Source organism: Acidobacteriota bacterium, from assembly GCA_018001935.1.
GTDB lineage: Bacteria > Acidobacteriota > JAAYUB01 > JAAYUB01 > JAAYUB01 > JAGNHB01.
Genome location: JAGNHB010000017.1, coordinates 20,477 through 35,067, shown reverse-complemented (window position 1 = coordinate 35,067; position 14,591 = coordinate 20,477). Strand labels below are relative to the sequence as shown.

10 protein-coding genes are annotated in these 14,591 nt (G+C 66.6%); 8 read left to right on the top strand and 2 right to left on the bottom strand.

What is annotated here, in order from left to right:
* Positions 1-90: 90 nt before the first annotated feature.
* From KA419_08860 to KA419_08830, 7 genes are all read left to right on the top strand, one after another.
* Positions 91-804: a metallophosphoesterase gene (locus tag KA419_08860; GenBank protein MBP7866050.1), complete on the top strand. Its 714-nt coding sequence runs from the start codon at positions 91-93 to the stop codon at positions 802-804.
* A 437-nt stretch (positions 805-1,241) separates the two neighbouring features.
* Complete coding sequence (locus tag KA419_08855) at positions 1,242-3,356, top strand: hypothetical protein (GenBank protein MBP7866049.1); 2,115 nt, start codon at positions 1,242-1,244, stop codon at positions 3,354-3,356.
* A 362-nt stretch (positions 3,357-3,718) separates the two neighbouring features.
* Entirely contained in the window at positions 3,719-3,961 is a 243-nt protein-coding gene (locus KA419_08850; protein ID MBP7866048.1) for an Arc family DNA-binding protein, read from the top strand.
* Positions 3,958-4,356 (top strand): type II toxin-antitoxin system VapC family toxin, encoded by a 399-nt coding sequence (locus KA419_08845; protein ID MBP7866047.1) that lies wholly within the window; start codon positions 3,958-3,960, stop codon positions 4,354-4,356. The genes KA419_08850 and KA419_08845 overlap by 4 nt, the downstream gene beginning before the upstream one ends.
* A 78-nt stretch (positions 4,357-4,434) precedes the next feature.
* The gene (locus KA419_08840) at positions 4,435-5,514 is read left to right on the top strand and encodes an ABC transporter ATP-binding protein (protein ID MBP7866046.1); all 1,080 of its coding nucleotides are present in this window, start codon (positions 4,435-4,437) and stop codon (positions 5,512-5,514) included.
* Positions 5,507-6,358, top strand: coding sequence for an ABC transporter permease (locus KA419_08835; protein MBP7866045.1), 852 nt, complete (start codon positions 5,507-5,509; stop codon positions 6,356-6,358). The genes KA419_08840 and KA419_08835 overlap by 8 nt, the downstream gene beginning before the upstream one ends.
* A 9-nt stretch (positions 6,359-6,367) precedes the next feature.
* Positions 6,368-8,215, top strand: a complete 1,848-nt coding sequence (locus KA419_08830; GenBank protein ID MBP7866044.1) for an extracellular solute-binding protein — start codon at positions 6,368-6,370, stop codon at positions 8,213-8,215.
* A gap of 475 nt (positions 8,216-8,690) precedes the next feature.
* Here the strand turns inward: KA419_08830 and KA419_08825 are convergent, their stop codons facing one another.
* Entirely contained in the window at positions 8,691-10,079 is a 1,389-nt protein-coding gene (locus tag KA419_08825) for an insulinase family protein (protein MBP7866043.1), read from the bottom strand.
* 2 nt (positions 10,080-10,081) lie between these two features.
* Positions 10,082-11,404, bottom strand: coding sequence for an insulinase family protein (locus tag KA419_08820; protein MBP7866042.1), 1,323 nt, complete (start codon positions 11,402-11,404; stop codon positions 10,082-10,084).
* 721 nt (positions 11,405-12,125) lie between these two features.
* Between KA419_08820 and KA419_08815 the strand changes: the two genes are divergently transcribed.
* Positions 12,126-14,573: a glycogen/starch/alpha-glucan phosphorylase gene (locus KA419_08815; GenBank protein MBP7866041.1), complete on the top strand. Its 2,448-nt coding sequence runs from the start codon at positions 12,126-12,128 to the stop codon at positions 14,571-14,573.
* The last annotated feature ends 18 nt before the right edge of the window (positions 14,574-14,591 follow it).

The window sequence follows — 14,591 nt, the reverse complement described above, 5'->3', positions numbered from 1 at the left end:
GTTCGTTCACCCAACACCCCCCTGTTCCCCGCGGCCCCCGTCTGGTATGATGCCCCGGGCCGGCCGTTTTCCGCCGCCCGGGAGCTGCGCATGAACGTCTTTGCCCTCGGCGACCTGCACCTGTCGTTTTCGGACCCCAAGCCCATGGACATCTTCGGGGAGGCCTGGCGCGACCACGCCCGCGTGATGGCGGAGAACTGGCGCTCCGTCGTCGGCCCCGACGACCTGGTGGTGGTCCCCGGGGACATCTCCTGGGCCATGCGCCTGGCCGACGCCCTCCCCGACCTCGCCTGGGTCGAGTCCCTGCCGGGCCGGAAGGTCCTGCTCAAGGGCAACCACGACTACTGGTGGGAGTCCGCGTCGAAGATCCGGGCGGTCCTGGGGCCTTCCACCGCCCTTCTGCAGGGGGCGCCGGTGGTGGTCGGGGACGTGGCGGTGGCGGGGACCCGCGCCTGGACCTGCCCCGGGACGGAGCCCCCGGAGGGCGGCGAGCGCGAGGGGTTCACCGCCGGGGACGAGAAGATCTACCGGCGGGAGGTCCTCCGCCTGGAGGCCTCGCTGGCCGGCCTCGGGAAGGTCTCGTGGAAGCGGCTGGTCATCGCGCTGCACTACCCCCCCTGGAACGACCGTTTCGAGCCCAGCGGGTTCTCGGAACAGATCCGGAAGTGGCCGGGGGCCGTCTGCGTCTACGGGCACCTCCACGGCCCGTCCATCGCCGGGGCGTTCCAGGGCCCCAGGGACGGGGTCCGTTACGTCCTGGCCAGCGCCGACGCCGTGGGCTTCCGGCCGGTTCCCCTGTTCTGACTCCTCACTTCGGTATTGGTATCGGTATCGGTATCGCCATCGCTGCTATCGCTGTCCCCATCGCCAGGTTTTTCGCCGCTTCACCGGCTGCGGCTTGACCAACAGGTTCTCGAACCCGGTTAGGTTCCACGAACGTCCTCTCCCAATTTGATTTGTGCCCCCCCCGCCCTCTTTCCCCGAAGGGGAAAGGCGTTTCAGCCCGGGGCAAGCCGCGGACGCCGGCGATACACAAGCGTCTCGGGAACCGTGACGGGCGTCCGCGGCGCCGCCCCGGGAAGCCGTGCGCCCAAAACCTTTCCGCCCCCGCCCCTCTCCGCCGAATTCAGCGCGTCTTCAAGGGGTACCCCTTGCGGGGTTCTTTCTTGTGGGATAAAATGACACCAGTTTTCCCCCGAAGGAGGCACCCCATGCCGGAATACTTCGCCGCGAACCCGCACATGATCTACTGGGCCCTGGGCGGATTGCTCCTGTTCCTCATCGTCGTCGTCAAGGCGATCGTGGTGGTGGGCGGGACGGAGATCGCCATCCTGGAGCGCAAGTACCTGGGCCGGAACATGCCCCAGGGGCGCGTCATGGCCATGGCCGACGAGGTCGGCATCCAGGCGAGGACCCTGGGGCCCGGCCTCCACTTCGTGATCCCGTTCCTCTACAAGGCCCGCAAGCGCCCCTTCACCGTCATCGAGGAGAGCGAGGTGGGCCTGGTGGAGTCCATCGATGGCGACCCCATCCCGCCGGGGCGCATCTTCGCCCGGGTGGCGCCGGGACACAACGCCTTCCAGGACGGCGAGGCCTTCCTGACCAACGGCGGCCAGAAGGGGCCCCAGATCGAGATCCTGCCCCCCGGGAACTACCGCATCAACCCCGCCCTCTTCATCGTGCGCAAGGTGCCGGCGATCAGCATCGACAAGGGCTTCGTCGGCCTGGTGACCGCCACGGACGGGGTCCCGATCCCCGCCGGCCGCCTGCTGGCCCACAAGGTCACGGGGCACAACACCTTCGAGAACGGCGAGGCCTTCCTGGAGAACGGGGGGCAGAAAGGGCCCCAGATCGAGGTGCTCCTTCCCGGGACCTACCGGGTCAACACGGACCTCTTCCGGGTGGACATCCGCGCGGCCACCATCATCCCGCCCAACAAGATCGGCCTCGTGACGGCGCTGGACGGGGAACCCCTCCCCGAAAAGGAGTACGTGGCCAAGGCCGTGCAGGGGCATGCGGACTACCAGGACGCCTCGAGGTTCCTGGCTGCCGGGGGACAACGCGGTCCGCAGTTCGACGTCCTCAAGCCGGGCACTTATTACGTGAACACCCTCATGTTCCACGTGGAGATGGACGACGTGGCGGTGGTGGAGCGCGGCCAGGTGGCCGTGGTGGTCTCCAACGTGGGCGAGGAGCCCCACCAGGTGAAGGAGTTGGTCGACGCCGTGGCCCGGCGGGAATCGGGGGGGGCGGCGGGCACCGCCCAGCCGCTGGAGGAGCGCCTGAACCTCGGGATCGAGCGCTACGTGGTGCCCAAGGGCTTCCGGGGCATCCAGCAGGAGGTGGCCGGGCCCGGCATCTACTACCTGAACCGGCGGGCCTACATCGTCTACATCGTGGACACCACCAACATCTCCGTGGACTGGGACGACTCCAAGCAGACCAATTTCGACCCCCTGCGGATCGTCTCCCGGGACGGGTTCGAAATCCACGTCTCCGTCAAGGTCATCGTCCGGGTGCGGCCGGACCAGGCCCCCTACATGGTGGCCAAGATCGGCTCCATCCAGAACCTCATCATGCACGTCATCCACCCCATGATCGACTCCTCCTTCCGCAACCAGTCTTCCTCCACCTCCGCCATGAACTTCCTCCAGGACCGCCAGGAGGAGCAGAAGAAGGCAGAGGAACGGGCGAGGGCCGAGCTGGAGCGCTACCACGTGGAGTGCGTCTCCGTCCTGATCTGCCAGATCAAGCTGCCCCAGGAACTCATGGACACCCAGACCAAGAAGATCATCGCCCAGCAGCAGCTGGCCATGTACCAGGAGATGCAGAAGGCCGAGCAGACCCGCATCGCCACCGAGAAGACCCGGGCCGAGGCCGACCAGCAGAAGAACCTGGTGGAGGCCGAGATCGGCGTCAAGATCGCCGAGCAGATGAAGCAGAAGGTCATCCGCACCGCCGAGGGCGACGCCGAGGGCATCAAGCTGAGAGCCCAGGGCGAGGCCGCCGGCATCCGGGCCAAGGGCGAGGCCGAGGGCGCCAAGATCCTGGCCATCGGCGAGTCCACCGCCAAGGCCTACGAGCTGCAGAACAAGGCCGTGGGCGCCCAGGGCGTCACGGCCATCGAGATCGCCAAGCAGATCGCCATGGGCAACATCAAGGTGACGCCCGACTTCCTGGTGCAGGGCGGCGACAACCTGGGCGGGCTCCTCTCGGCGTTCCTGACCGACAAGATCGCCGCGAAGCCGGCCGCGCCCGCCGGCGCGCCGTCCACGGCCCCGGTGGTGACCCCGGCCCCGAAACCGGCCCCGGTCAAGCCCACGATGCCGGCCCCCATCATCCCGCCGGCGAAGTGACTTTAGCTTACGGCAGCGAGTCTTCGAGCTTTTGGATTGCGGCGCCACACCTCGTGGCGCCGCTCTGGCTTGTACGCTTCGAGCATGGAGGAGACGGTCTTGGGCTTTTTCGGCAGGTTGTTCAGAAAGCAGTCCAAAAAGTCTTGGTTGTGATCTCACAGAGGCACAGAGGTACGGAGAAGAATCGTAACGATTGTTGATTCTATTAAATACGATTCGCATTTCTCTGTGCCTCCGTGCCTCTGTGAGAGAAAAGGACTTTTTGCGAACGCAACACAATTGGCTGGCGATCAAGGGGAAAAGGGTTGACATGGTTCCGCTTCGGTACCAAAATGGTTGTATTCTCGCTTGGGAGCTTTTACATGCCTACACTCACCATAAAAAACCTGCCCCCGGAGTTGTACGAACGCCTCAAGGAACGAGCCCGGCTACATCGTCGCAGCCTCAACAGCGAGGTCATCGTCTGCCTCGAGAAAGCGGAAGGTCCGGGTTTCGGGTCCGAAGAAGAGATCCTGGTCAAGGCCAGGCACTGGCGAGAGCGGACGGCGTCGCTTCCGCTCTCGGACGATGAAATCACCCAAGCCAAGCGGGAGGGGCGAGCGTGATCGTGGTCGATACCAACGTCATCGCGGCTCTTCTACTGGCGGGAGAACATGCCCGGTCCGCCGAGGCCCTGCGGCGATTTGACGGCGATTGGATCGCCCCGTTGCTATGGCGAAGCGAGTTTCGGAACGTCCTGAGCCATTACGTGCGCCGGGGCGGGTTGAGCTTGGAGGAGGCCCAGGAAGTCATGGAGGATGCCGAGGCCCTGATGCGGAATTCGGAATACCCGGTGGCCTCAAGGGCAGTCCTGGATCTGGCCGCGAGATCGGGATGCACCGCCTATGACTGCGAGTTCGTCGCGTTGGCTATTGCTTCGAAGACCCGTCTGGTCACCCTGGACAAGCAGGTGCTGGATTGCTTTCCCAGTTCGGCCGTCCATTTAGACGCAGCACGATGACGGCGAGCCGGATTTTTTCGTGTGGTTCGCGGGGTTCGTGGTTATAATCCGATCCACCCGGGTTCGATGGGGAGGAAAATGCTCGAAATCCGCAACCTGACCAAGCGTTACGGGAAGACGGTGGCGGTGGACGGCGTCTCCCTCCGCCTGGAGAAGCAGGAGTTCTTCTGCCTCCTGGGGCCCAGCGGCTGCGGGAAGAGCACCATCCTTCGGATGATCGCGGGCTTCGAAAACCAGGACGCCGGCGAAATCCTCCTGAACGGAAAGGACATTTCCAGGCTTCCGCCCTACCGGCGCGACGTCAACATGGTCTTCCAGAACTACGCGCTCTTCCCCCACCTGAACGTGTACGGCAACGTGGCCTACGGGCTTCGGATCCGGAAAAAGCCGAAGGGGGAAATCCGGGAGCGGGTGACGAAGGCCCTCGCCCAGGTGGAACTCCCGGGTTACGACGATCGGATGCCCTCCCAGCTCTCCGGCGGGCAGAAGCAGCGGGTGGCCCTGGCGCGCGCCCTGGTGAACGAGCCGTCCGTTCTCCTGCTGGACGAGCCCATGAGCGCCCTGGACAAGAAGATCTCCGAGCAGATGCGCCGCGAGCTGAAAGACCTCCAGAAGCAGGTGGGCATCACCTTCGTCTACGTGACCCACAACCAGACCGAGGCGCTGGCCCTGGCCGACCGGGTGGCGGTGATGAACGCGGGCCGGGTGGAGCAGGCCGGCACGCCCCGGGGGATCTACGAGTCGCCCGACACGGTCTTCACGGCGGGCTTCATCGGCTCCATGAACTTTTTCCCGGGCACGGTGCGGTCGGCGGACGAGGGGTCCTGCCGGATCGACCTGTTCGACGCCTGCCCCGTCACCCTCAGCGTCCCCGGGGGGGCCGCCGCCGGGGACAAGGTCCTCTTCTGCCTCCGGCCGGAGCGCCTCAAGCTCAGCCTTCTCCCGCCGGAGCCCTACGAGAACGCCCTGCAGGGGGAGATCCTGGGGTCGGTCTACCTGGGGGAGACCACGGTCTTCGACATCCGGCTGAACACGGGGGACGTCGTCTCCGTGAACGTCCAGAACTACCTTTCGGCCCTGGGGGAGGGGTTCTTCGAGGCGGGGGAGGCGGTCAACGTCCTCTGGAGCCGGACCTCGGGGCGGGTGATCCATGCCTAGGGACCCCGAGGGCCGCCGCCGGCTGGCGCTCCTGTTCCCGCCGTTTTTCTGGCTGACGGTTTTCTTCGTCCTCCCCCTGCTTCTCGTCGGGGTGTTCAGCGTGTCCCAGCCCCAGCTCTACGGCGGGGTCCGGCTCGACTTCACGCTGAAGAACTTCGGCGCCGCCTTCGACCCGCTCTACCTGAACGTTTTCGTCCGGTCGCTGGGCGTGGCGGGCTTCGCCACCGCCCTGACGCTCCTGGCCGGTTTCCCCATGGCCTATTTCCTGGCGTTCGGGGCCGGCCGGGCCAGGTACGTGCTCCTCTTCCTCCTCATCGTGCCCTTCTTCACGAACCTCATGATCCGGCTCTACGCCATGACCGTCCTCTTCGCCGAAAGCGGGTGGATCAACACGGTGCTGGGCGCCCTGGGGCTCACGGACGCCCCCCTGCGACTCGGTCGCTCCGACTTCTCGCTCTACCTGGGCTTCCTCTACTGGAACCTCCCGTTCATGGTGCTGCCCATCTTCGCTTCCCTCGACCGGATGGACATGTCCTGGATCGAGGCTTCCATGGACCTGGGCGCCGGCCGGGTCCGGACCTTCCTGCGGGTCACCCTCCCCTGCGCCCTGCCAGGGGTCTTCGCCGGCGTGATCTTCTGCTTCGTGCCCACGCTGGGCTGCTTCATCATCCCCGAGGTGCTGGGCGGGAAGAACCATGTCCTCATCGGCAACGTCATCACCGACCAGTTCACCGTGGCGCGGAACTGGCCGCTGGGGTCGGCCCTCTCCACCGTCCTGATCGCCGTGATCATGGTCTTCGTCTACCTCTACCTCCGCTACGCCGACCGCTGGGCGACGAGCTAGGGGGACGCCGTGTCCGGGCGCAACGACCTCCGCATCGGCCAAAGCCCCTGGGTCCGGGTGCTCTTCTTCGCCGGGCTCCTCTTCCTCCTGACGCCCCTCGTCCTGCTCATCCTGTTCTCGTTCAACGCGTCGAAAAACGTCACCCAGTGGGGCGGGTTCTCCGTGGAATGGTACGGGAAGGCCTTCCGGGACACCTCCCTGTGGATCTCCGTCCGGAACTCGCTCCTGGTGGCGGTCCTGAGCACCCTCATCTCCACCGTTCTGGGCACCCTGGCCGCCCTGGCGATCGGGGCCCGCCGGTTCCGGGGGCGGGCGCTGCTCCGGAACCTGGTGCACATCCCCATCATCCTCCCCGAGATCGTCTTCGGCGTGGCGCTGCTCATCCTGTTCATGGTGATCCGCCTCCCCCTGGGGCTCCTCTCCGTCACCTGCGCCCACGTCACCTTCAGCCTCTCCTTCGTCATCATCATCGTGCTCACGTCGGTCCTCAACTTCGACCGGGAGATCGAGCACGCGGCGCTGGACCTCGGGGCGAGGCCGGTCCGGGCCTTCTTCGACGTGGTCCTGCCCAACATCTCCGCCGGCATCGTCTCGGCGGCCCTCTTCGCCTTCGCCCTCAGCATCGACGACTTCGTCGTGACCTTCTTCACCACGGGGGCCGGGTTCACCACCTTCCCCCTGAAGGTCTACTCCATGCTCAAGTACGGGATCAACCCGTCCATCAACGCGGTCTCCACCCTCCTGATCCTCGTGACCTGCGCCGCCGTGGCCGGCGGGGGGCTCCTCGCCCTGAAGCGGGATCGGCTCGAGGGAAAGCTTCGCTGGGTCACGGGGGGCCTGTTGACCCTGACCGCGGGGCTCGTGGCCTTCCTCTGCCTGGCCGCCCCCCGGCACAAGGTGATCCACTTCGCCAACTACTCGGAGTACTTCGACGAGTCGATCCTGGAGGATTTCCGGAAGGAGACCGGGATCGAGGTGGTGATGGACTACTTCGGCGACGTCAACGAACTGCTCACCAAGCTCGACACCGGCACCTGCTCCGAGGACCTGATGATGGTCAGCGACCACTTCGTGGAGATCATGATCAAGCAGGGGCACCTGCGCCCGCTGGACTTCGGGAACATCCCCAACGCCCGGTACCTGGACCCCGGCTTCCGGGCCCTCTCCTTCGACCCCTCCGGACGGTACTACGTTCCCTACGCGTGGGGGCTCGTGGCCATCGCCTACAACGCCGACAAGGTCCGGGAGCCGGTGGACTCCTGGAAGGTCTTCTGGGACCCCGCCTACAGGGAACGGATGACCTTCGTCGCCGAGATGCGGCCGGTCTTCGCCGTCGCCTACCTGCTCCTCGGTTACTCCATCAACGACACGGACCCCGCCCACCTCGCCCGGGCCAAGGCCCTGCTCCTGAAGCAGAAGCCGCTTCTTAGAAAGTACGAGAGCGCCCTCTTCAAGGACATGCTCCGCTCGGGGGAGATCTGGCTCGCCCAGGTGTGGTCCGGCGAGGGGGTCAAGCTGTGCCGGGAGGACCCGAAGCGGTTCAGGTTGGCCTTCCCCCGGGAGGGGTGCCAGATGTTCGTGGACAACTTCTGCATCCCCGGGAGTTCGAAGAACGCGAGGGAGGTGGAGATCTTCATCAATTACCTCCTCCGCCCCGAGGTCTCGGCCCGCAACATGAACTTCATCTGTTATGCCATGCCCAACCCCGAGGCGTTCAAGCTCCTCCCGCCGGACCTGCGGGATCACCCCACCCTCTTCGCGCCCGGCGGGGGGTTCGGGAAGTACCCGCTTTTCCATGACGTGGGCCGCTTTCTCGACCCCCTGACGAAGGCCTGGACGGAGATCCGGGGGCACTGAAGTAGGCTGTAGGGGTTTAGGCTGTAGGGGTTTAGGCTGTAGGCTGAAGCACCCTCAGCGTATTGGTTTTGCCAAGACGATTATCGGGTTTGCTTTCTCCTTTGCCCTGTAATAGAAAAGATGTGTGAAAGAAATCATTTCAGATCATGAAACCAAAGATATCAAAAGACGGATCTCCTCCAAGTGCACGCCGGTGACCGGGTCCAGCGGTTGCACACGAAGGTGATCGCCGTCCCCGGGGGGGAGAACGTGCGCCGCCCGGCAGGCGGCGGGTACGGTAGGCGCCTTCTGCCGGAAGGCGCCAGGGAAAGACAAAGCGCCGCCCGGCAGGCGGCGCGTACAGTAGGCGCCTTCTGCCGGAAGGCGCCAGGGAAAGACAAAGCGCCGCCCGGCAGGCGGCGCGTACGGTAGGCGCCTTCTGCCGGAAGGCGCCAAGGGGAAAGACAAAGCGCCGCCCGGCAGGCGGCGCGTACTTTCAGAAGCCCGGGTCGGAGATCTTGCGGACCTCGAACTTGCCGTATTTCTCCAGGATCGGCAGGACCGCCTCCGCCTTGCCCAGCACCACCAGGGTGAAGTCCTCCGAGGGGACCAGCCGCTTCGCCGCGTCGGCGACGGCGGCCGGCGTCACCCGGGACACTTCCGCGAGGAAGCGGTCGAAGTAATCCCAGCCGATCCCGTAGAAGCGGAGCTGGGCGTAGGCGTCGGCCTGCTGGCCGGCGGTCTCGAGGTCCAGGGGGGTCTGCCCCCGGATGTAGTTCCGGGCGCTCTCCACGTCGGCGGCGGCGAAGCCCTGCTCCCGCGCCTTCTTCATCAGGTCGAGGGTGATGTCCAGCATCGTGCCGAGGTCCTCGTTTTTCGTGTAGGAGGCGATGGTGAAGAGACCGCCGTTGCGCCAGCCCTGGAATGCGCTGCCGGCGCCGTAGGTGAGGCCGCGCTTGATGCGAAGCTCGGTGTTGAGCCAGGACGTGAAGCGGTCGCCGAACAGGGTGTTGAAGACCTGCGCACGGGGTTCCACGGGGTCGCCGAAGGCGAAGCCGGGCCCGCCCAGGATGAAGAAGCTCTGGTTGAGGTCCGGCTTGTCCACCAGCAGGAGCCGGCGTCCGGACGGTTTCGGGAACTCGGGGAGGCTCGGCGCCCCGGCGGGGGCGGCGGGCCGGGCCCAGGTCCCCAGGGTTCTCCCGAGGGCCGCCTTCAGGTCGTCCGGGGAAATGTCGCCCACCACGCAGAGAATCATCCGGTCGGGCCGGTAGCAGGCCTTGTAGAACGCCTTGACGTCGTCGGGCCCGAGCGCGCCGAGAGAGGCCTCGGTGCCCAGGGCGAGGCGGCCGAGGGGGTGCCCGGCGAAGTAGGCCTTCATGAAGTAGGGCCGGATGGCGGCGTGGGCGTCGTCCTTGAGGGATTTGAAGGACTCCCGGCGCCGGGCCCGCTCCCGCTCGAACTCGTCGGCGGGGAGATCGGGGGTGGTCAGGGCGGCGGACGCGAGGTCGAGCAGGACGGGGAAGTGTTCCCGGAGGCACAGGCCGCTCATCTGGGCACTTTCGGCGTCGGAGCTCATCGTGAGGGACGCCCCCATGAAGTCGATGGCCTCCGCCACGGCCTGGGCGCTCTTCCCGCCGCACCCCTTGAGCAGCAGGTCCGCGGTCAGGCCGGCGACGCCCTCCTTCCCCTGGGGCTCGTCCGCCGTCCCCGCGCCGCCGAGGATGGCCTGGAAGCTGACCAGGGGGGCGGTCCGGTCGAGGCGGTAGAGCACGGTCATCCCGTTGTCGAGGGTGAAGACCTCCGGGGGGGGCAGGCGGAACTCGCCGGCCCGGAGGGTGAAGGTGGCGAGGAGGGCAAGGGCGGAGAGGCTCGCGGTCTTCTTCATGGTCAGTTCTCCTTGGGGATCAGCGTGCCCACCGTCAGGGCGTCCTCCACCAGGTACCGGGCCGCGGCCCCGCGGACGGCTTCGGGCCCGAGCTTGTCGTACCGGGCGGAAAAATCGAAGAGCTTCTTCCAGTCGCCGTGGAGCAGTTCCGCCCTCCCCAGGGCGTTGGCGATGTCGGCCTGGCTCTGGAGCCGCCGGTAGTGGGCCGAGCGGATGCCGTTGACGGCCTTCTGGACTTCCCGCTCCGACACGCCGTCCGTGCGCACCTTCTCGATCTCCTCGAGGACCTGCCGCTCGACGAGGGCCAGGTCGGCGCCGGGTTTGGGCTGGACGACGATGGTGAAGAGGTAGGGGTCGAGGTTCTCCTCGATGCCGCCCCGAACCGACAGGGCGGACTGCTCCTGCCAGACCAGGCGGCGGTAGAGGCGGCTGCTCTCCCCGTCCAGGAGGGCGGATTCGAGCGCCTGGAGGGCGGGGAAGTCCTTGTCCGTGCAGGCGACGCCCCGGAAGGCCAGCATCAGGAGCGGCGCCTGGGACTGCTTCCGGACAACCACGCGGCGGATGCCCATCTGGGGCGGTTCCACGGTGGAAACCGGCGGCGGGGGCGGGACGCGCCGGATGGCCCCGAAGTGCTTCCGGATCAGGCCGATGGCCCTGGCGGGATCGAAATCCCCCACCAGGATCAGCACGGCGTTGTTGGGGGCGTAGTAAGTGCGGTAGTAGGCTACGATCTCGTCCCGGCGCCAGGAGAGGATGTCGCTCATCCACCCGATCACGTCCCAGTGGTAGGGGTGCGCCATGATGGCGGTGGCCCGGAGGTGCTCGTTGAGGAGGCTCCGGTTGTCGTTCTCGGTGGTCAGCCGGCGTTCGTTGGCCACCACGCTCCGCTCGGACTCCAGGACCTTCGGGTCGAAGCGCAGGCCCTGCATCCGGTCGGCCTCGATTCGGATCATGGGCTCGAGGGCCTCGGGCGGGAACCAGTCGGTGTAGGCGGTCATGTCGTCCCCGGTGTAGGCGTTGTTGGACCCGCCGTGGAACTCCATGATCCGGTCGAACTCGCCGGGGGGCACGTTTTTCGACCCGTTGAACATCATGTGCTCGATGAAGTGGGACACGCCCGTCAGGCCGACCCGCTCGTTCCGCGAGCCGACGCGGAAGAAGGTGTACAGCGCGACGCTGGGGATGTTGTGCCGGGGAACCAGGAGCACCTTCAGGCCGTTGGGCAGGTCGTGCTGCCGGACTTCGTCCGGTGTCAGGGCGCCCAGCCCGGCGGTCAGGCAGGCCAGGAGAACCAGGGGCGCGGCCGCGGTCATGATTCGCTTCATGGACGTCTCCGTGCGGTCGGATGGGGCGGTCCCCGGGCCGGCCGGCGGGGCGGGCGACCCGGGACCGTCAAAACAGGTAACGTTACCTTGTTTCAGAGGGGAAAGCAATACCTATCCCGGCCGACGTTTCGAGAGATCGCCCCCTCTGTCTTGCGTGAATGGGCAACGCTTTTGCGAAAGCTTCATGAGCACGGAACGCCCCCCTCGGCAATGGGTGGGTGTCCTGATCCTGAATCGACCTCGCCACCCCTTTGTTCCGTGCGGATCGTGGCCTTTCGTGTCTTCACCGCGCATTGGTCGTGCCCGCCGCGTCCCGACCCACCGGGATCGTGCCTGCCGCGTCCTCATCCCGTGTGGGGCGTGCCTGCCGCGTCTCCACCCCGCCGGGATCATGCCCTCTGCGTCCTCATCCCGTGTGGGGCGTGCCTGCCGCGTCTCCACCCCGCCGGGATCATGCCCTCTGCGTCCTCACCCCGTCAGGGGTGAAATGTTTGTAGAAAAGGTAGTTATAATGATTCTCCTCCCCCGCGCGCCGCCGGCCGGAAGGGTGCTTCGGAGCACGCTTCACCCCCGGCGGCGCGCGGGGGAAATGAATAAAAGCCTCTTTTACTGTCATGAACGCAGCCGCCCAAGCGCCTGCCGCGGCGAAAGCTGTTGAAGAACCCCGGCGGTTGTGAGACACTGAAATCGTTCTTTTCAAATCCCGTCCGGCGAGGAACCCATGCAAGACATCACGGTGAAGGCAGCGGATATTCAGGCGGCCATACTGGATCATCTCACCACGATGCGGGGGCGCATCCCCGAACTGGCGACGCTCAACGACTACTACCAGGCAGTGGCCTACACCGTGAGGGACCTCATGATGCGGCACTGGAAAGCCGGGGTCGAGTTCTGTTACCACGAGGAGCCCCGGATGCTGGCCTACCTATCCGCGGAGTACCTCGCCGGGCCGCAGCTCGGGAACAACCTGGTGAACCTGGGCCTCTACGAGGTCGTGCGGGAGGCGGTGGCGGGGCTGGGCAAGGACTTCGACGCCGTCCTGGCCTGCGAGGAGGAGCCGGGCCTCGGGAACGGGGGGCTGGGCCGGCTGGCCTCCTGCTTCCTCGATTCGACCGCCACGCTGGGCGTGCCGGCCATCGGGTACGGCATCCGGTACGAGTTCGGGATCTTCCGCCAGGACATCCGGGCCGGCTGGCAGGAGGAACTCACCGACAAGTGGCTCCGCCGCGGTTTCGTCTGGGAGATGCCCCACCCGGAAATCGCCTACGACGTCCGCTTCGGGGGGCACACCGAGTGGTACCGCGACCCGGACGGGCACACCCGGGTCCGCTGGAAGCCGGACCAGGTGGTCAAGGGGGTGGCCTACGACGTCGTGATCCCGGGCTACCGGACGGGCACGGTGAGCCTGATGCGGCTCTTCAAGGCGGAGGCCGTGGAGTCCTTCAGCTTCCGGGCCTTCAACGTGGGGGACTACTACGGCGCCGTCCACGAGAAGATGGTCTCGGAGAACCTGTCCAAGGTGCTCTACCCCAACGACGAACCCCTGGCGGGGCGCGAACTCCGCCTCAAGCAGCAGTACTTCCTCGCCTCCTGCGCCCTGCAGAACCTCCTCGCCGTTTTCCTGGTGAAGGAGACGGACCTCGAGCGGCTCCCGGAGCGCTTCGCCGCCCAGCTCAACGACACCCACCCCGCCATCGCCGTGGCGGAGCTGATGCGGCTCCTGGTGGACGAGTACGACCTGGAGTGGGGCCCGGCCTGGGGCATCACCGAACGCCTCTTCGCCTACACCAACCACACCCTGCTGCCCGAAGCGCTGGAGAAGTGGCCCGTGGGGATGCTGGGGAACCTCCTGCCGCGGCACCTGGAGATCATCTACGAGATCAACCGGCAGTTTCTGGACCGCGTCCGCGCCCTGGACCCGAACGATCTCGACCGGGTCCGCCGGCTCTCCCTGATCGACGAGACCGGCGAGCGCTACGTGCGCATGGCGAACCTGGCGGTGGTGGGGAGCCACGCCGTCAACGGGGTGGCCGCCCTCCACTCCGAGCTGCTGAAACAGACGGTCCTGAAGGACTTCTTCGACCTGTGGCCGGGCAAGTTCCACAACGTCACCAACGGGGTCACCCCCCGCCGCTTCCTGGCCCTGTGCAACCCGAGGCTGGCCCGGCTCCTGGACGAGGCGGCGGGCCCCGGGTGGCTGACGGACCTGGATCGGCTCCGGGCCCTCGAACCCCTGGCCGCCGACCCCGCTTTCCTCGCCCGGTGGCGGGCCGTCAAGCGGGAGAACAAGCAGCGCCTGGCGGACGTGATCGCCGCCCGGACCGGGATCGTCACCGACCCCGAGTCCCTCTTCGACGTCCAGGCGAAACGGATCCACGAGTACAAGCGCCAGCACCTGAACCTTCTGCACGTCATCCACCTCTACAACCGGATCCACCGGGGAGAGACGGAGGGCATGACCCCCCGCACCGTGATCTTCGGCGGGAAGGCCGCCCCCGCCTACCACATGGCCAAGCTCATCATCCGGCTCGCCCACGCGGTGGCGGAGGTGGTGAACAACGACCCGGAGGCGCAGGGGCTCCTCCGCGTGGTCTTCGTGCCCGATTTCAACGTCCGGAACGCCCAGTGCATCTACCCCGCCGCCGATTTGTCGGAGCAGATCTCCACCGCGGGGAAGGAGGCCTCGGGGACCGGGAACATGAAATTCTCGCTCAATGGCGCCCTGACCATCGGCACCCTGGACGGCGCCAACGTCGAGATCCGCGAGGCGGTGGGGGAGGAGAATTTCTTCCTTTTCGGCCTGACCGCGGCGGAAGTGATGGAGCGGCGCCGGTCGGGTTACCGCCCGGCCGATCTCTACGAGTCGGACCCCGTCATCCGCGCCGTTGTCGAACCGATCGCGTCGGGGGCCTTCTCCGGCGGCGACCGGAACATCTTCCGCCCCCTGGTGGACTCCCTCCTGTTCCAGGACGAGTACATGCTGCTGGCCGATTTCCGGTCCTACGTGGAGAGCCAGGACCGCGCCGCGTTCACCTTCCGCGACCCGGACGCCTGGGCCCGGATGTCGGTGCTCAACGTGGCGCGGATGGGGCGGTTCTCCTCGGACCGGGCCATCCGGGACTACTGCCGGGACATCTGGAAGATCGAGCCGCGGCAGGGTGGAAAGTGACTGAAAAGGGGGCGTCCG